The 22455-nt window shown below is 67.3% G+C and carries 22 protein-coding genes and 1 tRNA gene; 12 read left to right on the top strand and 11 right to left on the bottom strand.

All coding sequences use genetic code 11. The features are described 5' to 3' along the window. The first annotated feature begins 118 nt into the window (after positions 1 to 118). A complete protein-coding gene (locus D0D37_RS30845; protein WP_116204113.1) occupies positions 119 to 805 on the top strand; it encodes a TetR/AcrR family transcriptional regulator in 687 nt (228 codons plus the stop codon). A 3-nt stretch (positions 806 to 808) separates the two neighbouring features. Here D0D37_RS30845 and D0D37_RS30840 read toward each other — a convergent pair whose 3' ends face one another. The 6 genes from D0D37_RS30840 to D0D37_RS30815 form a co-directional block, all read right to left on the bottom strand. Then, positions 809 to 1597 carry an FkbM family methyltransferase gene (locus tag D0D37_RS30840; protein ID WP_116204112.1) on the bottom strand — a complete coding sequence of 263 codons (789 nt, stop codon included), beginning with the start codon at positions 1595 to 1597 and terminating at the stop codon, positions 809 to 811. Next, positions 1594 to 2373, bottom strand: a complete 780-nt coding sequence (locus D0D37_RS30835) for an NAD-dependent epimerase/dehydratase family protein (protein ID WP_116204111.1) — start codon at positions 2371 to 2373, stop codon at positions 1594 to 1596. The genes D0D37_RS30840 and D0D37_RS30835 overlap by 4 nt, the downstream gene beginning before the upstream one ends. Next, entirely contained in the window at positions 2373 to 3563 is a 1191-nt protein-coding gene (locus D0D37_RS30830; RefSeq protein ID WP_162834546.1) for a nucleotide disphospho-sugar-binding domain-containing protein, read from the bottom strand. The genes D0D37_RS30835 and D0D37_RS30830 overlap by 1 nt, the downstream gene beginning before the upstream one ends. Positions 3564 to 3606: 43 nt before the next feature. Further along, positions 3607 to 4521 carry a glucose-1-phosphate thymidylyltransferase RfbA gene (rfbA, locus tag D0D37_RS30825; RefSeq protein WP_116204109.1) on the bottom strand — a complete coding sequence of 305 codons (915 nt, stop codon included), beginning with the start codon at positions 4519 to 4521 and terminating at the stop codon, positions 3607 to 3609. Then, the gene (locus D0D37_RS30820) at positions 4518 to 5549 is read right to left on the bottom strand and encodes a Gfo/Idh/MocA family protein (protein WP_208720227.1); all 1032 of its coding nucleotides are present in this window, start codon (positions 5547 to 5549) and stop codon (positions 4518 to 4520) included. Before D0D37_RS30820 ends, rfbA begins: the two co-directional genes overlap by 4 nt. A 69-nt stretch (positions 5550 to 5618) precedes the next feature. Next, positions 5619 to 6683: a methyltransferase gene (locus D0D37_RS30815; RefSeq protein ID WP_162834545.1), complete on the bottom strand. Its 1065-nt coding sequence runs from the start codon at positions 6681 to 6683 to the stop codon at positions 5619 to 5621. A gap of 199 nt (positions 6684 to 6882) precedes the next feature. Between D0D37_RS30815 and D0D37_RS30810 the strand changes: the two genes are divergently transcribed. The 8 genes from D0D37_RS30810 to D0D37_RS30775 all read left to right on the top strand — a co-directional run bounded on the left by D0D37_RS30810 (position 6883) and on the right by D0D37_RS30775 (position 15170). Then, entirely contained in the window at positions 6883 to 7635 is a 753-nt protein-coding gene (locus tag D0D37_RS30810) for an SDR family NAD(P)-dependent oxidoreductase (RefSeq protein WP_116204107.1), read from the top strand. Between the two features lie 32 nt (positions 7636 to 7667). Continuing rightward, positions 7668 to 9032 (top strand): NDP-hexose 2,3-dehydratase family protein, encoded by a 1365-nt coding sequence (locus tag D0D37_RS30805; protein WP_244223731.1) that lies wholly within the window; start codon positions 7668 to 7670, stop codon positions 9030 to 9032. Positions 9033 to 9051: 19 nt separating this feature from the next. After that, positions 9052 to 10398, top strand: a complete 1347-nt coding sequence (locus D0D37_RS30800; protein WP_116204105.1) for a nucleotide sugar dehydrogenase — start codon at positions 9052 to 9054, stop codon at positions 10396 to 10398. A 3-nt stretch (positions 10399 to 10401) separates the two neighbouring features. Beyond that, positions 10402 to 11388 (top strand): NAD-dependent epimerase/dehydratase family protein, encoded by a 987-nt coding sequence (locus D0D37_RS30795; RefSeq protein WP_116204104.1) that lies wholly within the window; start codon positions 10402 to 10404, stop codon positions 11386 to 11388. Between the two features lie 25 nt (positions 11389 to 11413). Continuing rightward, positions 11414 to 11935: an NUDIX hydrolase gene (locus tag D0D37_RS30790; protein ID WP_341868001.1), complete on the top strand. Its 522-nt coding sequence runs from the start codon at positions 11414 to 11416 to the stop codon at positions 11933 to 11935. A 307-nt stretch (positions 11936 to 12242) separates the two neighbouring features. Continuing rightward, positions 12243 to 13802, top strand: coding sequence for a right-handed parallel beta-helix repeat-containing protein (locus tag D0D37_RS30785; RefSeq protein WP_162834544.1), 1560 nt, complete (start codon positions 12243 to 12245; stop codon positions 13800 to 13802). Between the two features lie 637 nt (positions 13803 to 14439). Beyond that, a complete protein-coding gene (locus D0D37_RS30780) occupies positions 14440 to 14649 on the top strand; it encodes a type II toxin-antitoxin system HicA family toxin (RefSeq protein ID WP_116204101.1) in 210 nt (69 codons plus the stop codon). After that, entirely contained in the window at positions 14646 to 15170 is a 525-nt protein-coding gene (locus D0D37_RS30775; protein WP_244223730.1) for a hypothetical protein, read from the top strand. The genes D0D37_RS30780 and D0D37_RS30775 overlap by 4 nt, the downstream gene beginning before the upstream one ends. An 89-nt stretch (positions 15171 to 15259) precedes the next feature. Here the strand turns inward: D0D37_RS30775 and D0D37_RS48900 are convergent, their stop codons facing one another. The 3 genes from D0D37_RS48900 to D0D37_RS30755 form a co-directional block, all read right to left on the bottom strand. Beyond that, positions 15260 to 15466 carry a DUF1883 domain-containing protein gene (locus D0D37_RS48900; RefSeq protein ID WP_116204100.1) on the bottom strand — a complete coding sequence of 69 codons (207 nt, stop codon included), beginning with the start codon at positions 15464 to 15466 and terminating at the stop codon, positions 15260 to 15262. A gap of 706 nt (positions 15467 to 16172) precedes the next feature. After that, positions 16173 to 16245, bottom strand: a tRNA-Arg gene (locus D0D37_RS30760). 14 nt (positions 16246 to 16259) lie between these two features. Further along, positions 16260 to 16886 carry a TetR/AcrR family transcriptional regulator gene (locus tag D0D37_RS30755; protein ID WP_116204099.1) on the bottom strand — a complete coding sequence of 209 codons (627 nt, stop codon included), beginning with the start codon at positions 16884 to 16886 and terminating at the stop codon, positions 16260 to 16262. A gap of 29 nt (positions 16887 to 16915) precedes the next feature. Here D0D37_RS30755 and wzt point away from each other — a divergent pair, with 29 nt between their 5' ends. Then, positions 16916 to 17704 (top strand): galactan export ABC transporter ATP-binding subunit Wzt/RfbE, encoded by a 789-nt coding sequence (gene wzt, locus D0D37_RS30750; RefSeq protein ID WP_482746752.1) that lies wholly within the window; start codon positions 16916 to 16918, stop codon positions 17702 to 17704. Between the two features lie 39 nt (positions 17705 to 17743). On the opposite strand, the gene D0D37_RS30745 is transcribed toward wzt, so the two are convergent. Beyond that, positions 17744 to 18598: an SDR family oxidoreductase gene (locus tag D0D37_RS30745; protein ID WP_116204097.1), complete on the bottom strand. Its 855-nt coding sequence runs from the start codon at positions 18596 to 18598 to the stop codon at positions 17744 to 17746. A gap of 40 nt (positions 18599 to 18638) precedes the next feature. Further along, entirely contained in the window at positions 18639 to 19154 is a 516-nt protein-coding gene (locus tag D0D37_RS30740; protein ID WP_116204096.1) for a pyridoxamine 5'-phosphate oxidase family protein, read from the bottom strand. A 405-nt stretch (positions 19155 to 19559) separates the two neighbouring features. Here D0D37_RS30740 and D0D37_RS30735 point away from each other — a divergent pair, with 405 nt between their 5' ends. After that, positions 19560 to 21182 (top strand): NRAMP family divalent metal transporter, encoded by a 1623-nt coding sequence (locus D0D37_RS30735; protein ID WP_116204095.1) that lies wholly within the window; start codon positions 19560 to 19562, stop codon positions 21180 to 21182. Between the two features lie 85 nt (positions 21183 to 21267). After that, positions 21268 to 22455, top strand: a 1188-nt coding sequence (locus D0D37_RS30730; RefSeq protein WP_208720226.1) for an LCP family protein, incomplete at its 3' end; no start/stop codon positions are given.

Here is a 22455-nt window from a genome sequence, read left to right as displayed (position 1 = left end):
CCTTCCGATTATTCGATGCGTCTTATAATCAATCACATGAGTAGTTATGTCAATCCAATGGCTACTTGACGGCCTTCGAGTTGCTGGTGACACCATCAGGCGCAGGTATAATTAGCCGGTGTCTCAGTCCAAGCCGCGCCGCTCGCCGAAGCCGCAGGAGCGTCAGCGCGATCCCGAACGCACCCGCAGGCTGATCGTCGACGCCGCCGCGGCCGAGTTCGCCGCGCACGGCTACGCCGGCGCGCGCACGAGCGCGATCGCGGCGAGGGCCGGAGTCAACCAGCAGCTGATCTCGTACTATTTCGACGGCAAAGAGGGCCTGTACCAGGCGATCTCGGAACGCTGGCGGGAGCGCGAGGGCGAACTGCTGCACGAGAACGTCTCACTGCCCGAGCAGATCCGGCTGTATGCGCTGGAAGCGCTGAAAAACCCCGACGGCGTCCGGTTGATGGCCTGGGGCGGCCTCGAGTACTCCGGCCCGGAGACCGACTTCGACCACGCGCCGCGCTCGGAACGGCTGCAGCGCAACGTCGACCAGTTCCGGGCGCTGCAGGCCGAGGGCAAGCTGCCGCCCGAGGTGGATCCGGCCTGCCTGACGATCATCATGATGGGCGCCGCGATGGCGACGACCACGCTGCCGCACGTCATCGAAGGACTGTGCGGGGTCAGCGCCCGGTCACCGGAATTCCTCGAGCACTACGCCGAGCAGATGGTGGTCCTCGCCCGCCTCGTCGGCCTCGCCGAGGACAGCGAGGAGAAGAAACCCGACGAGGACGGCGAGGAGAAGCCCGCCGAGGAGGGCTGACGCTCACTCCCGGGCGGCCACGACCATGCGGATGCTGCCTTCGGCGAAATCGTCCTCGGTGGCCACCCGCACCTGGTAGCCGTGGCCTTCGAGCAGCTCCGTCACCTGGTTCAGCCTGCCGTCGAGGTCGTGCACCTCGACGATGACGCGGCGGACGCGCGGCCAGCGGTGCGCGCCAAGGCTGTTCAGGACGTCCAGTTCCGCCCGTTCGACGTCGACCTTGAGCAGGGCGATCTCGTCGATGCCCCGCTCGGTCAGCTGCTGCTCCAGCGTGCTCACCTCGACCGGGACGGTTTCCGGATCGGCCCGGAACGTCGGCCAGAACTCGTCCCGCATCTCGGCGGGCACGTCCCGGTGGTTCATCACCGATTCCATGTTGCGCACGTCGTCGGCGTCGTCGACGAAGAGCGTCGCGAGGGTCGTGTGCCCCGGGTAGTAGGTCAGGTCCGCCGGCCCCGGCCGGGTGCCGATCGCCAGCGGCGAGATCGTCGTGGTCGGCAGGTGCCGCTCCCGGTTGAGTTCCAGGCAGGCGTACGACCGGGGCGCGGGTTCGAACCCGAGGATCTCGATGCCGGGCACGAGGTCGGTGAACAGGATCGCGGCCAGTCCGATGTGGGCGCCGACGTCGACGATCACGTCGCCCGCGCGCAGACCGGCGGCGGCTTCGGCGTAGAGCCCGCTGGTGCGGAGCTGCTCCCAGACGATCTCGGTCTCGAACGCGGCGTCGCAGGCGATTCTGCGGCCTCCGCCGATCTCGATCTCGGCGAACTCGGTCGTCGGGTCGGTGGTCATGCCTCACCTCGCTGTCCAGGCCCGTCGCCGGCGCCCGCGTAGCACGGCACGTACCGGTCGACGAGGCGGTTCAGATACTGGTCGCCGCCGAGCCCGGCGGACGGCCCGGGCGCGCGGCGGCGGAGTTTCGCGATCGACACCAGCGTTTTGCCGGAACCGCCGGGAACGACCTCGCGCGGCACCGTCTTTCCCAGCCTTCGTTCTACGCAGTCCACAATGGACTCGACCGCGAACGGGGTGCCGCTGGCGACGTTGACGACCTCGCGGTTCGTCCGGGCATCGAGCAGCCCGGCCAGGATCGCGCGGACGTCCTCGACGTCGATGAGGTCCCGGTACGCCCCGCCGTGCACCGTGACGACGCCGCTCCGGAACTGCTCGACCAGGCTCGGCAGCAGGTGCCAGTCCGGCTGGTCGCCGCCCACCACGTGCGTCAGCCGCAGCACCAGCCAAGCCGGAACGGACTCGGCGACCTCGAGTTCGAGTTCGCGTTTGTGCTGCCCGTAGGGCGTTTCCGGGGAAACCGGCTCGTCTTCGGCGGCCGGTCGCGAGCAGGAGCCGTACATCGCGTAGGTCGAGGTGGACAGGAACACCAGCTGACGGCCGTCCCGGCGGCAGCGCGCGGCGACCGAGCGCACGAGGTCCCGCTCGCGTTCGAACTCGGACTCCGGCACCGACCGGATCCGCGACACCCCGGCGGCCAGTACCGTGACGTCCGGGAAGCGGTCCGCGTCCGGCCGCAGGTGCCGGGCGAGGAATCCGCCCCCGACGATCTCCATCAGGAAGCCCTGGCCGGCTGCCGCGCCAGGCGTTCCAGCTCCGCGACGACCTCGCCGGGCAGCGGGCCCGACCGGATCTCGTCGCGCAGCCTGCCCGCTCCTTCGAGGTAGGCCGGATCGTCCAGGACCGAGGCGATCGTCGCGCGGAGGCCGGCGATGTCGGCCTGGCCCGCGCGGGTGTCGACGGATCGCCCGGCGCCCGCGGCCTCCAGCCTCCGCCCGTAGTCGAACTGGTCGAACCACTGCGGCAGCACGACCTGCGGCAGCCCGAAGGACGTCGCCGTCAGCCCCACGCCGCTGCCGCCGAGCAGCACCATGAGGTCGCACGTGTCGAGGAAAAGGTTGAGCGGCAGCTGTTCGACCACTCGGAAGCTGGACGGCAGCGCGCCGACGCGCACCCGCGCGGCCGGGGTCAGCGCGACGATCGCCTCGACGTCGGGAAGCCCGTCGATCGCTTCGGCCGCGCGCTGCACCGGCGCGGGTCCGCAGGTCGGCACCAGGGTCCGGCCGGGGCACAGGCAGATCCGCCGCTTGCCGGGCTTCGTGCGCGCCCACTCCGGCATGACGCCGGGTCCGTTGAACGGGAGGTACCGCATCCGCAGGCCGGGCACCGCGCTTTCGTGCTGCAGGCTCGGCGGGCAGGGGTCGACGATAGCGTCGGGGTCCGGCAGGCCGGGGAGACCGAGGTCCTCGCACAGCGACCGGAGCTGCCGGCGCGCCCGTTCGCGGTAGAGGTCGCCGGTCGGGTCGACGCCCCACCGGTGCATCACGACCGGGACGCCGAGGAGCGCCCCCAGCGGGCGGGCGATGAGCGCGGTGTAGTCGGCGAGCAGCAGGTCGGGCTGCCAGGATTCGGCGAACGCCCGGTACTCGGCGATGTGGTCGACGGCGTAGGCCGCCTGCATGTCGGCGATCGTCTCCCAGAGGAACCGGCCGAGTTCGGTCTTTTCCCGATCGGTCCACTCCGGAGCGGGGAAGGTGTCCTCCGGCAGGCTCTGCGCGGCGTCTTCCAGCGGTTTCGCGGACCCGAGCTCGGCGAACCCGAGCCCGGCCGACAACGCGGCCTGTTCCAGGTCGGCGGAGCCCGCGACGAGGATGTCGTGGCCTGCCGCGCGCAAGGCCCAGATCAGCGGAACCTGCGCGAGGAAATGGGTCACGGCCATCGCAGGCGGGAGTACCAGCACTCGCACGGAAAACTCTCCTTCGCGCCTCGCGACGAGCCCGGACGGCTCGTCAGGGCCGAGTCTGCGGCGGATCGCTCGTGGCGGCCTGGATTCGCGTTGGGGCGGTGCCCGCGATCGCGGTCACGTAGCCGCCGTAGGGCGAGCGCATCCGTTCGCCGAGTTCGCGGCACGCTTCGGCGTCGATGAACCCCATCCGCAACGCGACCTCTTCGAGGCAGCCGATCCGCACGCCAGTGCGGTGTTCGAGCACCTGGACGTACTGGGCGGCCTCCAGGAACGAGTCCGGGGTGGCGGTGTCGAGCCAGGCGAACCCGCGGCCGAGCTGGACGAACTCGGCCGTGCCTCTCTCGACGTAGGTCGTGTTGATGTCGGTGATCTCGAGTTCGCCGCGCTGCGACGGCGCGAGGTTTTTCGCGAGATCCACGACATCGTTGGCGTAGAAGTACAGGCCGGTGACGGCGAGATCGGAGCGCGGCACGGCGGGCTTCTCCTCGATCGAGACGAGCCTGCCAGTGTGGTCCAGCTCCGCTACGCCGTAGCGGCCCGGGTCGTCGACCGGGCGTCCGAACAGCACACAACCGTCCAGTTGTGCCGCTTTTCGCCGGAGCAGCGGCGAGAACCCGGGGCCGTGGAAGAGATTGTCTCCGAGAATGAGCGCGACAGAATCGCCGCCGATGTGCTCCGCGCCGATCACGAACGCCTCGGCGATCCCGTTCGGCCGTGACTGCTGGGCGTAGGAGAGCGAGATCCCGAACTGGTCGCCGTCGCCCAGCAGTCGCTCGAACCACGGCAGGTCGCCCGGAGGGGAAACGACAAGGATGTCCCGGATCCCGGCCAGCATGAGCACCGAAATCGGATGGTAGATCATCGGTTTGTCGTACAGCGGGAGCAACTGTTTCGAAACTGCTTGCGTGATCGGATGCAGCCGCGTTTCGCTGCCACCCGCGAACACGATTCCCTTCACCGGGCCAGCGTGGCCCCGTCGCCTCTACCGCTCCTCGCGCCGCGGTGGGGTGCCGCGGCCGCTTCCCGCACCGCATCGACCAGCCGCGCCTGGCGCAGAATCGCTTCGGCGTCCCCGGTTTCGTCGACGCCGGCCCCGGCGAGCACGTCCCGGGCAAACGCCTCGGCGGCGTTGCGGAACTGATCGTCGGCGGGCAGGTCGAGTTCCACTGTCCGATCAGGACGTTCGACCGTGACGGACGGCGGTTTGTCCGCACCAGGGGTGAAGGCGTGCCGCACGGTGACGAGTCCTTCGGTGCCCCAAAGCCGGTAAACGTTGCGGTAATGGTGCTCGAATCCGAATTCGAGCTGCGCCGTGTGCTCGGCGGCCGACCGCAGCAGGGCGCTCCCGGCGACGTCTGCGCCGCGCGGGTCCCGGCGCAGCACGGCTCCGGCCACCTGCCACAGCCCGGCGTCGAAGAACTGCGCCAGCCGGATCGGATAGACACCGACGTCGAGCAGGCTGCCGCCGCCGAGATCCGTCCGGTAGCGGACGTCGCCCGCCGGCAGGGGCGGGTGCCCGAACACCGCCGAGATCGACCGGAGGTCGCCGATCTCGCCGGAGGCAACGAGTTCGCGCACCGCCGTGTGCTGCCGGTGGTGCAGGAACATCAGGTTCTCCCGCAGCAGCAGACCGGTCCGGCGTGCCAACTCGACGAGTTCCTCGGTTTCGCCGAGGCCGGCGGTGAGGGGTTTCTCCGCCAGAACGTGCTTTCCGGCGGTCAGTGCCTGCCGCGCCCAGTCGAAGTGGAGTCCGGTCGGGAGCGGAAGGTAGACCGCGTCGACGTCGTCGCGGTCGAGGAGATTCCGGTATCCGGCGACGGCCTCGCCGCCGAACTCCGCGGCGAACTCCGCGGCCCGCGCCGGATCGCGGCTCGCCACGGCCGTGAGTTCCAGCCCGGACGCGGCGGCGAGCGCGGGCAGGAAACGGCGGCGGGCGACCCGGGCGCAGCCGAGGACGCCCAGCCGGACTTTTCTGTGTTGCGGCACCAGGGTTCCCCGATCTGGTCACGGGGCGCCGGCCGCCGGAGTCGCACCCGCGACCGGCGCCCCGAGGTCTTAAACGGGCCGGTATTCGAGCATGACGAGTCCGCCCGGCTCCGGCGCGTTGACCGGTTCGAAGCCCGCCACCGCCGCGACCTCGTCCCACTCCTTCCGGCTGCGCTCCCGGCCGCCGATCACCGACAGCGCCTCGACGTCGATCAGCTTCGCGGTGTCCCATTCGCCGGGGCCGGTGATCATCTGGTCGACGATGAGCAGCCGGGCCTCCGGGTTGTCGCCGATCGCCTCCCGGATCTTGCCGAGGATGATCTTCGCGGCGTCGTTGCCGAAGTTGTGCAGGGTGTGCTTGATGAAGTAGGCGTCGTGCCCCGCGGGTACCTCGACGAAGAAGTCGGTCGGGACGATTTCGACCCGGTCCGCGACGCCGGCGTCCTCGAGGACCTGCTTGGCCTCGGTGACGGTGTGCGCCTGGTCGGCGAGTACGCCGGTGCATCCGGGGTGACGGCGGAGAATCTCCGCGAGGAACTGGCCCTTGCCCCCGCCGATGTCGGCGATGGTCGCGAACCGGCTGAAGTCGAACTCCTCGAAGATCCGGTCCGACAGCGGCCAGTGGTTCTGCACCATGGCCCGGTTGAGCAGGGCGCTGCTGGCCGGATTGGCCTTGAGATAGTCGTAGAAAGGCATGCCGAAGATGTGCTCGAACGCGGTTTCGCCGGTGCGGACCGAATGCGCGACGTCCTCGTACGGCCGCAGGAACATCGGGTCGGACGCGAAGAGGAACATGTCGCGAATGCCGCGTTCCGCGTTCGAGACGAGCCCGGCGGAGAGCGGGGTGAGCTCGAACCGGCCGTCGGCCCGCTCGGCGATGATCCCCGAAGCGGAGACCGCGCGCAGGACCCGGTAGAGCGGGTCCGCGTGGGTGCCGGTCTTGGCCGCGATCTCCGCGGCGGTGAGCGGTCCGTCGGCCAGCACGTCCGGCACCTCGAGTTCGACGACCGCGCGCAGCGCACCGAGGATCCACTTGGCGTAGAACAGGCCGAGCACTTGCTGCCCGGGTGGCAGGTTCGGGTCGAACAGGTTGAAATTGCGCCCGGTCTCCAGCGCATCGACCTGCTTATCCATTGATTCAGCCCTTTCGTCCGGGTGATCGCCGCACGCAGCTTGCCGCGCCGACCTCGAGTCCCGGTGGGGAAACCGGCCCGCCCCGGCGCGGGCGGACGCTCTCCATCGCGGATCGAGCAGCGAACCAGAACCGCCCGACAGCATCGGTGTCCGCGGTTCAGGCGAGCCTCCGGCCCGCCCGGGAGAACGGAGGATGGACATGGATCTCGGTCTCAATGGAAAGACGGCTCTGGTCACCGGAGGCACCCGCGGTGTCGGCCGGGGCATCGTGCTCAAGCTCGCACGAAGCGGCGTCGACGTGATCACCTGCCACAAACAGGAAAGCGACGCCGCGGCCTCGCTGGCAAGGGAACTCAAGGAGATCGGCGGCAGGCACCAGGTCGTGCGCGCCGACCTCGCCGATCCCGAGCAGGTCGCCGAACTGGTCGGCGAGTGCCGGCAGCGGTTCGGCCGCCTCGACCTCATCGTCAACAACGCGGGCGTGATCAACCACGTCCCCTACGGCAAACTGTCCTTTGAGGACTGGCAGCGCACCCTCGCCACCAACGTCACCGCAGTGCACCTGGTGATCCAGAACGCGCTGCCGCTGCTGGGCGAAGGCAGCTCGGTGGTCAGCATCGGCTCCAAATCGATCGACGCAGGCATTCCGCTGCGCGCCCACTACACCGCGACGAAGGCGGCCCTCGTCGGCCTCAACCGGTCGCTGGCCCGCGAGTTCGGCCCGAAGGGAATCCGATTCAACATCCTGTCCCTCGGCGTGATGCGCACCGAGGCGATGGACGCGATGCCCGCCGAACAGCGCGAAGCGATGACCAAGCGCTACACGGAAAAGATCGCGCTCGGCCGGTTCGGCACCACCGAGGAGGCGGGCGACGCCGTCCTCTGGCTGGCCAGCGACCTTTCCCGGTACGTGACCGGCGCGGTCGTCCCGGTGGACGGCGGGATCGGGTGACCTCGGCGGCCTCGCACCGGAGGGAGTCCGAAGTGGACGCACTCGAGGAAAAGCTCATCGCGGAACGCTTCGCGCATTCGGCCGCGGCGCCGGGAGCCGGAGCGGACGACGTCCTCGCCTGGATGGCGAGCCGCGCGGCGGCCAACGACTTCAGCGTGCGGCGCGTGCCGTTCACCGAGCTGGACAACTGGGAATTCGACGCCGCCACCGGCGATCTCGGCCACCGCAGCGGCCGGTTCTTCTCCGTGCACGGCCTCCGCGCCACGGTCCGGGACGCCGCCGTCCCGCAATGGGACCAGCCGATCATCGACCAGCCCGAGTCGGCGATCCTCGGCATTCTCGCCAAGGAGTTCGACGGCGTCCTGCACTTTCTCATGCAGGCCAAGATGGAGCCGGGGAACTGCAACCTGATCCAGCTTTCCCCGACGGTGCAGGCCACCCCGAGCAACCTCACTCGCGTGCACGGCGGATCCGCGGTGAAATACGCGGAGTACTTCGTCGAACTCGACCGCGTGCGCGTACTGGTCGACGTCCTGCAGTCCGAACACGGCGCCTGGTTTTTCCGCAAGGGCAACCGGAACATGATCGTCGAGACGCGCGAGGACGTCCCGCTGCTGGAGGACTTCCGGTGGCTGACCCTCGGCGAGATCGGCGCGTTGCTCAACCACGACAACGCGGTCAACATGGACTCCCGGACCGTGCTCAGCTGTGCGTCCGCGTTCGCCGCGGACACCCCGTCCCGCGCCGCCGTGCGCGGGCTGGTCTCCTGGCTCACCGAAATCCGCGCGCGCGGCGCCGTCCGGGCGAGGCCGGTCCCGCTGGCCGAAACGGCGGGCTGGGAACGCGACGAGATGTCGGTCCACCACGTCAGCGGGCGGTACTTCAGCGTGGTCGGCACCGCCGTCCAGGCCGCGAGCCGCGAGGTCGGCAGCTGGTCTCAGCCGCTGCTGGAACCGCACGGCCTCGGCGTCAACGCGTTCCTGCTGTGCCACCGCGGCGGCATCCCGCGCGTGCTGGTCCAAGCGAAGCCGGAATGCGGTCTGCTGCACGGCGTCGAACTGGCCCCGACCGTGCAGGCGGTCCCGGAGAACTATCCGGACACGCGGCCGCCCTTCTTCGACGAGGTGCTCGCCGCGGACCCGACCCGGATTCTCTTCGACACCAAGCTTTCCGAAGAGGGCGGCCGGTTCCTGGACGCGGTGAGCACCTACCGGGTCGTGGAAAGCGAGGAGTTCCCCGCCCCGCCCGGCTTCCGCTGGGCCACCCGAGGGGAACTGGCGACGCTGGTCGAGCACAGCAACTACCTCAACGTCCAGGCGAGGACCCTGCTCGCCGTGCTCAACCTGGCGGTACCCGGACGACCACGCGACTCGGCCAAGGGATCGAAGCCGTGGTGAATCGACGATTGGAGTTCCCTTGAGCCAGCTGACTGAGCCCGAAAGAAAATCCGTCGCGGTGATCGGCCTCGGTTACGTCGGGTCCTGTGTCGCGGCCACGCTTGCCGACCGCGGCGCCGTCGTGGTCGGCATCGACACCGACGGCGCGCTCGTCGACGCGCTGAACCAAAGCTGCTGCCGGTTCCAGGAACAAGAACTGGAAGAGCTGCTGGCGCGAGCGGTCGGCAGCGGGCGGCTGTCCTGCACCACGGACTACGCGGCCGTCGCCGGCGTCGACGTCGTGCTGCTCATCGTCGGCACCCCGGTGCGCGACGACGGTTCTCTCGACGACCGGCAACTTCGCGCCGCGTGCACGACCCTCGCCAAGCACCTGCGCGAGGGCCAGCTGGTGGTGCTCAAGAGCACGGTCCCGCTGGGTTCGACCCGTTCCCTCGTGCGCCCGCTGCTGGAGGAATCCGGGCTGACCGCCGGCGAGGATTTCCAGTTGGCCTTCTCCCCGGAGCGGCTCGCCGAAGGCACGGCGCTGGCGGAACTGCGCACCCTCCCGGTCGTCGCCGGCGGGATCGACGCGGCGAGCACGAAGGCCGCCGAGGGCTTCTGGCGGCAGGCGCTCGGCGTCGAGGTGCTGGCCATGAGCACGCTGGAAGCGGCCGAGTGCGTGAAGCTCGCCGACAACTGGTGGATTGACCTGAACATCGCGCTCGGCAACGAACTCGCCAAGTTCTGTGCGCTGTTCGACGTCGACGTCCTCGAGGTGATCAAGGCGGCGAACACCGTCCCGAAGGGCACCGGCAGCGTCAACATCCTGCTGCCGAGCGTCGGCGTCGGCGGCTCTTGCCTGACCAAGGACCCGTGGATGGTCTGGCGTTCCGCCCGCGACCGCGACCTGGACATCCGCACCGCCGCCGTCGGCCGCGAGGTCAACGCGCGCATGCCCGGGTACACCGCCCAGCTGATCTTCGACGAGCTGGCCAAACTCGGCAAGAAACCGGAAAGCGCCCGGATCGCCGTGCTGGGCCTCGCGTTCAAGAACAACACCGGCGACCTGCGCGCCACGCCGACAAAGGGCGCGGTCGACGCGCTGATCGAAGCGGGCGCGGCCGTCCGGGTCCACGACCCGCTCGCCGACGACACGTCCGTCAAGGAAATGTTCGGGATCCGGCCGTCGAATTCGGTGGCGGAGGCGGTCCGGGACGCCGACTGTGTCGCGATCCTCGCCCACCATCGCGCTTTCGAAGCCATCGACTACGGGTCGCTGCCGGTCGCGAAGTCCTGTGTGGTGCTCGACGGACGCGCGTATTTCCCGGCGGAGAAGATCGAATCGTTGCGGGCGCTGGGATTCGTCTATCGGGGGATCGGGAGGTAGACCGTGTCCAAAGTGGTGGTCACGGGTGGGTGCGGATTCATCGGCAGCCACCTCGTGGAGCAGCTCATCGCCAGGGGAGACCGGGTCACGGTCTTCGACCGCACCCCTCCCCCGCCGGACCAGGCGCTGGCGCGGGAGCACGCGGAGTTCGTCGCGGGCGACATCCGCGACGCCGACCGGCTCGCCTCGGTCGTCACGAACCGGGTCGACGTCGTCTACCACCTCGCGGCGGTCGTCGGCGTCGACCAGTACCTGGCGCAACCGGTGGACGTGATCGACACGAACTTCTCGGCCACGCGCGCCGTCGTGGACCTGACGACGACGGCCGGTTCGCTGCTGGTGCTCGCCAGCACCAGCGAGGTGTTCGGCAAGAACCCGGTGACGCCGTGGCGCGAGGACGGCGACCGGGTGCTCGGCCCGACCTCGGCGGCTCGCTGGACGTACTCCACGAGCAAGGCGCTGAGCGAGCATCTCGTGACGGCGTTCGTCCAGCAGCACGGGTTGAACGCGACGATTGTCCGCTATTTCAACGCTTACGGGCCCCGGCAGCGGCCGGCCTACATCGTCAGCCGCTCGGTGCACCGCGCGCTGAACGGCCACGTCCCGGTCGTGTACGACGACGGCTCGCACACCCGCTGCTTCACCTACATCGACGACATCATCGAGGGCACGCTCCTGGCGGCGACCAGTTCGAAAGCTCTCGGCGAGTCGTTCAACCTCGGCAGCATGACCGAGACGACGGTCGCCGAGGTCGTCGGGCTGATCCGGCAGCACACCGGCTTCGCGGAGGAGGCAGTCACGGTCCGCACCGCCGAACAGCTCACCGACGCCTACCAGGACGTTCCGCGCCGGGTGCCGGACAACACGAAGGCCGCGGATCTGCTCGGCTGGCGACCGGAGACGTCGTTGCCGGACGGGATCGCGAAAACCGTGGCCTGGGCGCGGACCGCGGACTGGTGGCTGGCCCAGCCCGACCACGGAGCCCGCTGAGGTGGCCGGGCCGACGATCCGCAGGGTGGCCACCAAGGTGGTCTATCGCAACCGGTGGATGACCGTGCGAGAGGACCGGATCGTCCGCCCGGACCAGTCCGAGGGGATTTACGGCTTCCTGGAGAAGCCGGACTTCGCTGTGGTGATCCCCGCCGAACGCGACGGGTTCCATCTCGTCGAGGAGTACCGCTACCCGATCGGCGCGCGCACCTGGAGTTTCCCGCAGGGCAGTTTCCCCGATCGCCGCGCCGTCGATCCGGAGCGGCTGGGCCGCGCCGAACTCGCCGAGGAGACCGGGCTGCTCGCGCGCACCATGACCCCGCTGGGTTTTCTGCACGGCGCGCACGGCACGTCCGATCAAGGGTTCACGGTGTTCCTCGCGACGGGCCTGACTCCGGGAGCACCGTCCCGGGAACCGGAAGAGCAGGACATGGTGCACCGGTTGGTGTCGCGGGCGGAGTTCTGCCGCATGGTCCGAACTGGACTGATCACGGACAGCTCGACCCTCGCGGCCTACGGGTTGCTGCTGATGTACGAACAGGACTGAGCGAAAGCACGACGGCGGGGCCGGAGCATTCATGCTCCGGCCCCGCTTTTTCGTTGCTGGTCAACGGGATCGCGCCACCGACGGTGACCGTGCCGTCACAGTTGCCGCGGCCCGGAACGATCATCCGATTTGGACCAAGTCGCACTCAGCCGCACCCGAATCATGGTTCCATCTTGTGGGTGACTCTTTCAATCAGTCAGCTATTTACCACGGTAACCGGCTGATTGCAATGGGTTTCTTTGCCGGACTCTAGCGGCGCTCTAGCGGCGGCCGACAGGATCCGAACCCATCTCACTGGGAGGAAAAGATGCGAAAACCACTTACGCTCGCGGCTGCGGTGATCCTGGCCGCGGCGGCGACGGCAGCCATTCCCGGCACCGCGTCCGCGACCGGGACCACCTACTACGTCGACTGCGCCGGCGGCAACGACGCCAACTCCGGCACCAGCACCGCCCAGGCGTGGAAAACACTCGGCAAGGCAAGCGCCGCTGTCTTCCACGGCAACGACAAGATCCTGCTCAAGCGGGGCACGCAGTGCGCCGGAACGTTGGCGCCGAAGGGATCCGGGACCGCGAGCCAGCCCATCGGCATCGGTGCCTACGGCAGCGGCGCGAAGCCGAAAATCGCCGCCGGCGGGGCACTGGCCGCCGTGCTGCTGCAGGACGTTCAGGGCTGGGAGGTGCGCGATCTCGACCTGTCCAACACCGGATCCGCTCCACAAGCGACAGATGTACGGTTCGGCGTCTATGTCCTGCTGACTGATTTCGGTGTCGGGCACCATTACATCGTGCAGAACGTCGACGTCCACGACGTCAACGGCTGCGACTGCCAGAACCCGCACCAGCTCACGCCCAGCGGCGGCATCGGGTTCAAGGCCGCGGGCGCGAACGTGCCCACCGCGTTCGACGACATCAGCGTCGACCACGACACCATCACCAAAGTGGACCGACAGGGCATTGTGACCTCTTCGGACTGGGAGAAGCGGCCTGAGTACCCCCAGGGCCGGGGCGCGTCGTTCCAGCCGATCACCGGGCTCAAGGTGCACGACAACATCCTGAACAACATCGGCGGCGACGGCATCGCCGTTTTCAACAGCACCAACGCACTCGTCGAAAGCAACGTGCTGCGCGACTTCGCCCAGCGCAGCGCCGAGTACAGCGCGGGAATGTACGCCTACAACTCCGACAACACGACTTTCCGCTCCAACGACGCGTCCAGCAAGCCCGGTCCGTTGCCCGCCCAGCCTTACTACTTCGAAACCGCGAACAACGGAACCGTCTTCGAATACAACTACAGCCAGAACAACAGCGGCGGCGCGATGGGCATGTGCAACGACGTCGGCGTCACGGCCAAGAACAACGTGTTCCGCTACAACGTCAGCCAAAATGACAGCGGAACCGGCTCCTACCCGTGGGGCGACCACATCGGAGTGGTGACCCTGCTCTGCGGTTCGGTCACCGGAATGAGCGTCTACGGCAACACTTTCTACAGCACGACCGCCGAACGCCTAGTGGCCAACGCGGGCGCGCCGGCGCTCAACTTCACCGACAACATCTTCGTCGGCCGCGCAGCAGGCTCGGCCATCGACGACCCGAGCGGCACCTACGACCACAACGTCTACGACCACGTGACAAACGTGCCGGCAAGCGACAAGCACGCACTGGTCGTCAACCCGATGCTCCTGAACCCGGGAACCGCCAACTCCCGAACGACAGCAGGCGGCTACCGCCTGAGTGCGGGCTCGCCCGCATTGAGCGCCGGAACGCCAGTCCCGAACAACGGAGGCCGCGACTACTTCACCTACCCGATCCCGGCAGACAAGCCGAGCATCGGCGCGTACGCAGGCCCGACCGGTGTGAAGAAGTAACGACGAGGAAAAACAAGTCGGCCCCCGCCGGGTTCTCACCGGCGGGGCCGACTTCTCGATTCTTCGAGGTGCCCTCCGGGAGATTCATCCCAGCCACGGCGGCCTCCGAAAGTTCCAGACGGCAAAGGTGCCCACTTGCGAGTGGGCAACCTCTACGCCATCTCGTCGACATGGAGCAGCCCGATCACGTCGCGCCGAGGAGCACCTGCCAGCGATCCGCGACCCCCGAACCGAACCTCCCGTTGACGCGACGTCGTAGCTCTATGGGACGTCGGCGAGATGGCGACAGATCACCCGCGAACGCAGCCCAGCGGGCCTGAACCCACCACGAATCACAGTGACCAGAAAAGTGCCCCCCTCAGGATCCGGACCTTCGACACCGGCTTTTGTGGATCATGCTGGGCAACGTTGGGTATTGATGATCGATATCGGCCACTGCCAGCGCAGTTCGCAAACGCAACCGCGCGTCACCAGGCAACCGCGACGGTTATTGGTCGTTGCTTGACGAGGGTAAACGTGGGTGACCCTCCGAACTTCCGCCCCGCGGGACCTCGATGAGACCACAGCGAGACCGTGCGAACCAGCATTATCTAGTCCCCCTAGACGTTGCGCATCTAGGGGGACTAGACTAACCTGCGTGGTGAAGGCGATGAGGTACAGAGACGTGCAACGCGCGCTGGTGAGCGAAGGCTGCATCCATAAGTCGACTCGCGGCAGCCACGAGAAGTGGATCTGCCCCTGCGGACAGCATCAAGCGATCGTGCCGAACCACAAGATCGTCTCACCAGGCGTTGTCAATGACACCATCAAGAAGCTTACGTGTTTACAGAAGGGGTGGCTGCAGTGACTGACACTTATACTGTTACAGCCAAGCGCTGGGCACACGGCTGGGAAATTCACATCGATGGTGTCGGCGTCACTCAGGCTGGCACCCTCTCCAAGGCAGAAACGGTCGCTCGGGAGTACATCTCGTTCGCGCTCGACATAGAAGACGAGAACTCATTCGACGTGGACGTGGTGCCACAGCTTGATTCTAAGCTCGCAGCACAGGTTAAGTCCGCGCGTGCCCAGGTCAGAAACGCTGAGCGCAAACAACGCGAAGCAGCCGCGAAGCAGCGAGAAGTGGCTGAGAATCTCGGCAAGTCCGGGTTATCAGGTCGCGAGATCGCGGCGGTCTTGGGCATGACACCTCAACGTGTCAGCCAGTTGATCGGCAAGCCCGCGGCCCGAACGAGTGCCACTCAACGAAAGCTGGTCGCGCAGACTTCCGCCGCCAAGGGCGACCGCGTCGTTCGCGGAACAAAACCTGCAGCAGGCCGTCGCGCTGCAAGCCCGGACCAAGTAGCCGAAGAGCCGACCTTTGGATGAATATTGCACGACGTCGGCGGCTGCTTAGTTTCCTTGGATGACGGTGACGCTTGCTTGGCTACTCCCGGCGTAGCCGCCGTAGTCGACGGTTATATGCCAACAGCCGGTGTCGGAATCGTCAGGACGATCGGAGATCGTTTGTAGTGTCCTCCGATGCAGTTATGGCGACGTCCGGCCTTGTACGCCGCGAAGTTCGTTGGATCCAGAAGTCGAACGTTGGCTTCTGCCCCGTTGAGGCTGACACGAACGCAAGCGCCCGTGAGTTGCTGGCCGAGGTCCCAAGTTGCAAATCTCATTGCACACCACCGCTTTGAGAGAGCGAGGCTTGATGCTTGGCCCCCGAGCCGCACTGTGTTGACCTACAGTCGCTGCTCGTCGGGGATTCGGTTCATTCCACCTACAAGTGGGTGGCCTCTTCGCCATCTCGTCGACCTGGCGCAGCCCGATCACGCCGCGTCAAGGGGGCACCTTCCCGCGGTCCGCATCGTGCGCGCCGAACTGCCCCCTTGACGCGGCGTGATAGCCCTCGGGGAGGTCAACGAGATGGCGACAGGCCACCTACAGACGCAACGTGCGCGCGATCCCGGCCATCTCGGAGACCTGCCCGTCCGGCGAGGACATTCTTTCCTTCTTGGACGCGACCCTGGGTCCAGGTGCCGCAGCGGAGCCACCTTGAACAAGAAAGAAACCCTGAACACAGTCGGCCCTAGTGCCGAGTCATCGCCGCGATGACGGCGTCGACGCGGAGCGTTGCGAACTCGCGCTTACCAGGTCTATTGGCATAGGTGACGACATCGTTCCCCGCGGGCATCTCGCGAGATCGCAGACCACCTCGGTCACAAGCGCACCAACACGACGCAGGACGACATGGAACGCGACGTCGTCGACAAGGATGCCGCCCCCGCTCAGAGCACGCCCGAACATCGAACCATCCGAAGACGAGGGTTAACCAAGGGCGCGGCGAAAACAACCCCTGGCCACCTCAGCGACCAGGCAAGAGTGTGCCCCCGGCAGGATTCGAACCTGCGACACCGGCTTTAGGAGAGCCGTGCTCTATCCCCTGAGCTACGAGGGCAGTTGCGCTGCAGCCTACATCCTAGCGGGGCCCGAAGCCGGGTCTGCGGCTGGTGAAGTCAGGTACGCCAGTGCCATTTCCGCCGCCTCCGCCGCCCACGTCTCCCAGGAGCGGTCGTCTGGCCAGAATCTGCTGGTCGCGGCGCGGTGGACGCAGGCGCCGATGATCGTTCGGGCCGCCATTTTCACCTCGCTGGACTCGGTCAGCGAAGACACGGCTTCCAGCAGCGCGTCTTGGATCGCGGACAGGGCGGCCAGGCCGCGGTCTCGGCCGTCGGAGCGTTGGGCGTCCAGGAGTTCCGGGAAGGCTCGGTGGTCGGCGAAGGTCCGCGCCAGGGCCTCCACAAAGGCGTTGAAGATCGAGCGAAGGTCGGGTGCCGCTGAGCGGAGGGCGTCTCGGACGCTGGTTTCCAACTGGGTCAGCAGCTGATCCTTGACCGCGTACAGCAGCTGTTCCTTGCCGTCGAAGCGGCGGTAGATCGTGCCTACCGACATCCCCGCCTGCGCGGCGACCGCGGCGACGGTGAACGCGTCCAGGCCATGCTCGGTCAGGACGTGTTCGGCGGCGGACAGGACTTTCTGCAGCGAAGCCCGGCTGCGCGCTTGTTGCGGCGGGCGGAAGCCCTCGCTGGTCTGACTCACCCGGAGCACCTTACCTGGCCACCAGGCAGATGCGAATGGTAGTTTTCATTCGCATCCACGGGAGGGGGACCATGGTCAGCATCGAGGTGCGCAACGCGTACGTCGACTTTCCGATCTTCGACGCCAAGACTCGGTCGTTGAAGAAGCGCGTGCTCGGGAAGGTCGGCGGGAGGATCGGCACCGACGCGAAGGTGCCGCTGATCGAGGCGTTGCGGGACGTGTCGTTCCGGCTCGAGGAGGGCGATCGGGTCGGGCTGGTGGGGCACAACGGGGCCGGGAAGTCCACGTTGCTCCGGCTGCTGTCCGGAATCTATGAGCCGACCCGGGGCACCCGGAGAGTCTCGGGGCGGGTCGCTCCGGTGTTCGATCTCGGGGTCGGGCTGGATCCGGACCTGTCAGGGCGCGAGAACATCATGATCCAGGGGCTGTTTCTCGGGATGAGCCGCAGGCAGATGGCGAAACGGGTCGAGGACATCGCGGAGTTCACCGAGCTTGGCGACTATCTGCAGCTGCCGTTGCGGACCTACTCGTCCGGCATGCGGGTGCGGCTCGCGCTCGGAGTGGTGACCACGATCGATCCGGAGATCCTGCTGCTCGACGAGGGACTCGGCACGGTTGACGCGGCGTTTCTCGCCAAGGCGCGCGATCGGCTCAAGGATCTCGTGAAGCGCTCCGGGATTCTGGTGTTCGCGAATCACTCCGACGAACTGCTCGCGGAGTTTTGCGACAGCGCGCTGTGGATGGACGAAGGTCAGGTGCGGAAGCACGGGCCGTTGTCCGAGGTTCTCCAGGACTACAGCGGGAAGGCTGCCGTTTAGAGCGAGAACATCCGTCCACAATGGACGACCGCCTCGGACTTACTCGAAACAGTGCCGATGCGCGGTCGCGAACTCGCGGAAGTTCCGCGGCCGCTGGCCGGTGACGTCCTCGACCGTTGAAGTCACGGTTTCCGCCCCGCCGTCCAGGTACGTGTTGCACACCTCGACCAGTGCTTTAGCGTGAAACGACGACATTCCCGCGTCAGCCAACGCCGAGAAGGCTTGCTCGTTCGACATTCCGCGGTACGCAATAGGACGGCCGAGCACCTCGGACAACACCGTCGCGGCTTCGTCGTAAGTCAGCGCCTCGGGGCCCGTGAGCGCGTACGCCTTGCCTGCGTGACCATCCTCGGTCAACGCCCGAAACGCCACGCGGGCAATGTCTTCGGCGTCTACGAAGGCGATCGGACCGCGGATCAGCGGGCTGGCGAAGAAATTTCCGGACCGGATGGTTCCGGACCAGTTCCCCGAGAAAGCCTGGAGGTAGAAGTTCGCCCGGAGAAAGGTCCACGACAGCGGCGACGTTTCCAGCATCCGTTCGACCGGGCGGTGCAGCCGGGCGATGGGGGTGAGTTCCTCGTCCGCCCGCCACAGCGACTGTTTCACCACGTGCGTGACCCCGGCGGACACGGCGGCTTCGACCACATTGGACTCGTTGCCGGTCTGTCCGGGGCCCATCGCGCCCAGCAGGAACACCTTCGACACTCCGGCCAGCGCCGGTTGCACAGTGGCCGGATCGGACATTTCAATGGTGACCGCATCAATTCCGTCGGCGGCGGCTTTTCTTGCCTTCTCCGGGGAATGGTAGGCGGCGCGGAATGGCACCTCGGCCGCGCGCAACTGCGCGACCAGCGCCGAACCTACATTGCCGCTCGCACCTGTCACCAGGATCATGCGCCCCACCTTCGCGTGTAAGACGAGGCAGTCTAGTGGATCAGCGGCCGTTCGCCGGGACGGATTCCGCCTGAGCCCGGCGCTGCACCAGTTCCTCGACCGCCGACGGCAGCGTGGTCTCGAAGTCGATGAGCTTCGCCCAGGTCGGAGTGACGACGATGCGGACCATGCCGTCCGTGTACAGGGAGCGGATCTCGGCCTCCCATTCGACGCGCTGCTCGGGTGTCATCTCGTAGGAGCCGTTCATTTCGAGGTACTCCTCCGGGATCCCGTCGACGTAGTCCAGTTCGGCGCGGCCGCGGACGAGCAGGATCTTCGGCGGATGCGCCTCGGTGTCGACGGTCAGCGCGACCATCGGATTCGCCCGCAGCGCATGGAGTTTCGGGGCATTCTTGGTGGTGCACAGGACAATCTCCGCACCGTTCCAGCTGAACGCGATCGGGACGCTGCGCGGCGTGCCGTCCTTCGCGACGTAGGCCAGCCGCGTCAGGTCGCGGGCGAGCAGTTCGCGGCTGAGCGGGCGGTTCAGGACCTCGGCGACTTCCTGCGGTTCCATGACGGTCTCCTTCTCGTTGCGCGGCCGGTACGGCCAAGTGCTGCGGGGACGGAGCCGCGGCGGAGTTCTCGACATTGCCTCGACAGTGACCCGAGCCACACTGCTGACTACAACACTTGTACAAGTGCTTGACAGTTGTCCGGCGGATGGCGTTGAGTGGCTCCCCGGGCGGAGTTTCCCTGCCCGGAAAAACGAGCCGCGGGGAGGTGAGGGCGATGAGCGATACGAGCCCGGGGCGAAGTACGCCTCCGGACCCCGGATTGTCCCCACCTTCCGGCATCCCCGGCTGATCCCGGTTTCCCCTCCCCCGTCCGGCCCGCGCCGGACGGGTCGGCAGCGTGCGCGGAAACCGGCGGTCGCGGGTGTCCTGACCGGCCCGCGAGAGGGCCGAAGGGAGTGCTCGTCATGACCACCGACACCACCGTAAGCATCGACCGGCGCACCACCGCTGTCCTCGACGATCAGCACGTCGGCGACATCCGCGGCGCGCTCGGCATCATCAAAGCGGGCGACTCCGCACCGCGCACCGGCCTGTCCGCCAAGCTCAAGACCCTGCTCGCGATCGTCGGGCCGGGGTTGATCGTGCTGGTCGGCGACAACGACGCCGGCGCGTTCGCGACCTACGGCCAGGCCGGGCAGAACTACGGCCCGAAACTGCTGTGGACCCTCCTGCTGCTCGTCCCGGTGCTGTACGTGAACCAGGAAATGGTGCTGCGCCTCGGCGCGGTCACCGGCGTCGGGCACGCCCGGCTGATCCTCGAACGCTTCGGCAAGTTCTGGGGCGCGTTCTCGGTCATCGACCTGTTCCTGCTCAACGCGCTGACGCTGGTCACCGAGTTCATCGGCATCACGATGGCGACGCGCTACCTCGGGCTGCCGACGGTTCCGTCGGTCGTGCTGGCCGCGCTCGTCATCATCGGAGCCGCGTTCACCGGCAGTTTCCGGCGCTTCGAGCGGATCGCGATCTTCTTCTGCCTCGGTTCGCTGACGCTGATCCCGGTGTACGTGTTCGCGCACCCGGCGCCAGCGGAAATGCTCGGCGGCCTGGTGCCCACGATGCCTGCCGGACCTGGCGGGACGGCCGAGCTGATGCTGCTGATCATCGCGATCGTCGGCACCACGGTCGCGCCGTGGCAGCTGTTCTTCCAGCAGTCCTACGTGATCGACAAGCGCATCACGCCGCGGTTCATGCGGTACGAGAAGGCGGATCTGTGGATCGGCCTGGTCGTGGTGATGGTCGGCGCGGCCGCGATCATGGGCATCGCGTCGGCGGCCTTCGCCGGTGGCAGCACGCCGTTCACCGATACGGCTGGCGTTACGGACGGCATCGAGGCTTACGCGGGACGTACGGCGGGCGCGCTGTTCGCGGTCGCGCTGCTGGACGCTTCGATCGTCGGGGCGTTCGCTGTGTCGCTGTCGAGCGCGTACGCAATCGGTGACGTCTTCGGGATGAAGCACTCGCTGCATCGCGGGGCGCGGCACGCGAAGGGCTTCTACGCGGTGTACGCCGGTCTCGTCGCACTGTCGGCCACCATCGTGCTCATTCCCGGTTCACCGCTCGGCCTGCTCACCACCGGGGTGCAGACGCTCGCCGGAGTGCTGCTGCCGTCGGCGACGGTGTTCCTGTTGCTGCTGTGCAACGACAAGGCGGTGCTCGGACCGTGGGTCAACGGACGGCTCACCAACCTGTTCACCTCTGTGGTGGTCGGGGTGTTGGTGGTGCTGTCGGTGATCCTCACCGCGGCCGTGCTGTTCCCGGACATCAGCGCGGACCAGATCTTCCTGATCATGGAGATCAGCGGCGGGATCGGCCTGCTGACGGCCGGGTACGCGCTGCTTCGCCGCCGCCGGAGCGCCGCGCCGATCGATCGCACCGGACGCGCGGAGTGGCGGATGCCGCCGCTGCAGTACTTGCCGCCGCCGGAGATGTCGACCGGGCGCAAGATCGGGCTGACCGCGCTGCGCACGTATTTGCTCCTGGCGATGGCACTCGTCATCGTGAAACTCGTCCAACTGGCTCTTGGTTAACTCTGCGTGAGCTTACTTCTCAGCGTGTACACAGCGAGTGTGCAGAACAGTGGGAAACCATGGCGCCCCGGCTCAGGAAGGCCTGATGACCGCCCCTAACGACAGACGTGTCGCCGCGTCCCGAGGTGCGGCGGCACGCGGCGTCGCAGCCCGCGCCGCGGCCCGGCGGCGGCGGATCACCGGCCGGGTCGCGCTGGCCCTCGCGGCCGCGCTGACGCTCTCGCTGACCGGTTACGGCTGGGCGGCCTACAACGGCATCGTGGCCGGACTGCAGGTTTCCGACGTGCTCGACGGGCAGTCGACCTCCAGCGGCGGCGATACCAACATCCTCGTCATGGGCCTCGATTCGCGGCTCGACGAGAACGGCAACCCGCTGCCGAAGGACATCTACAACTCGCTGCACGCCGGGGATCAGCAGGACGGCGGCTACAACGCCAATGTGCTGATGCTGCTGCACGTGCCGGGCAACGGCGGCAAGGCGACGTCGATCTCGATTCCGCGCGACGATTACGTTCCGCTGGCGGGCTGTCCGGACAACGTGTGCAAGGGCAAGATCAAACAGGCGTACGGGCTGGCGTTCGACGAAAAGGCCAAGCAGCTCATCTCACAGCACATCACCGACAAATCGCAGCGCGAACAGCAGGCGCGGGACGCGGGACGCCGAGCGGAAATCGACACCGTGCGAAAATTCCTCGGCGACGTCCCGATCGACCATTTCGTCGAGGTCACCCTGGTGGCGTTCTTCGAGATCGCCCAGGTCGTCCAGCCGATCACGGTGTGCCTCAACGAGGACACCCAGGACAGCTACTCAGGCGCGAACTTCCACGCCGGCCAGCAGGAGATCAGCGCCGAGCAGGCCGTCGAGTTCGTCCGGCAGCGGCGCGACTACGTGCATCCGTCGCTCAATTTCACCGACCTCGACCGCGAACGCAGGCAGCAGGCGTTCATCTCTTCGCTGGCGTATCAGCTCAAACAGGGCGGGACCTTCACGAATCCGACGAAACTCCAGGGGATTCTGGACGTCGCGAAGCAGAACACCGCGGTCGACAGTTCCCTGGACCTGCTCGCGCTCGCGAAACAGGCGTCCAGCTTGAGCGGCGGAAATGTCAGTTTTGTGACCCTGCCGGTCGACCATTTCGGCAAGAGCCCGTCCGGCGAAGACGTCAACTTCGTCAATACCGAGCAAATCCAGTCCTTGGTCGCGCAACTGCTCAGCGGAGCCCCGGCACCGAGCCCGGCCGCCTACGCCGCCCCGCTGACGCACGGAACCAGC

Origin of the sequence: Amycolatopsis circi, from assembly GCF_003385235.1 — a bacterium.
In the GTDB taxonomy this organism is placed as follows: domain Bacteria; phylum Actinomycetota; class Actinomycetes; order Mycobacteriales; family Pseudonocardiaceae; genus Amycolatopsis; species Amycolatopsis circi.
The sequence above is the reverse complement of the archived record's forward strand: the minus strand, read 5'-3'. Positions and strand labels throughout refer to the sequence as shown.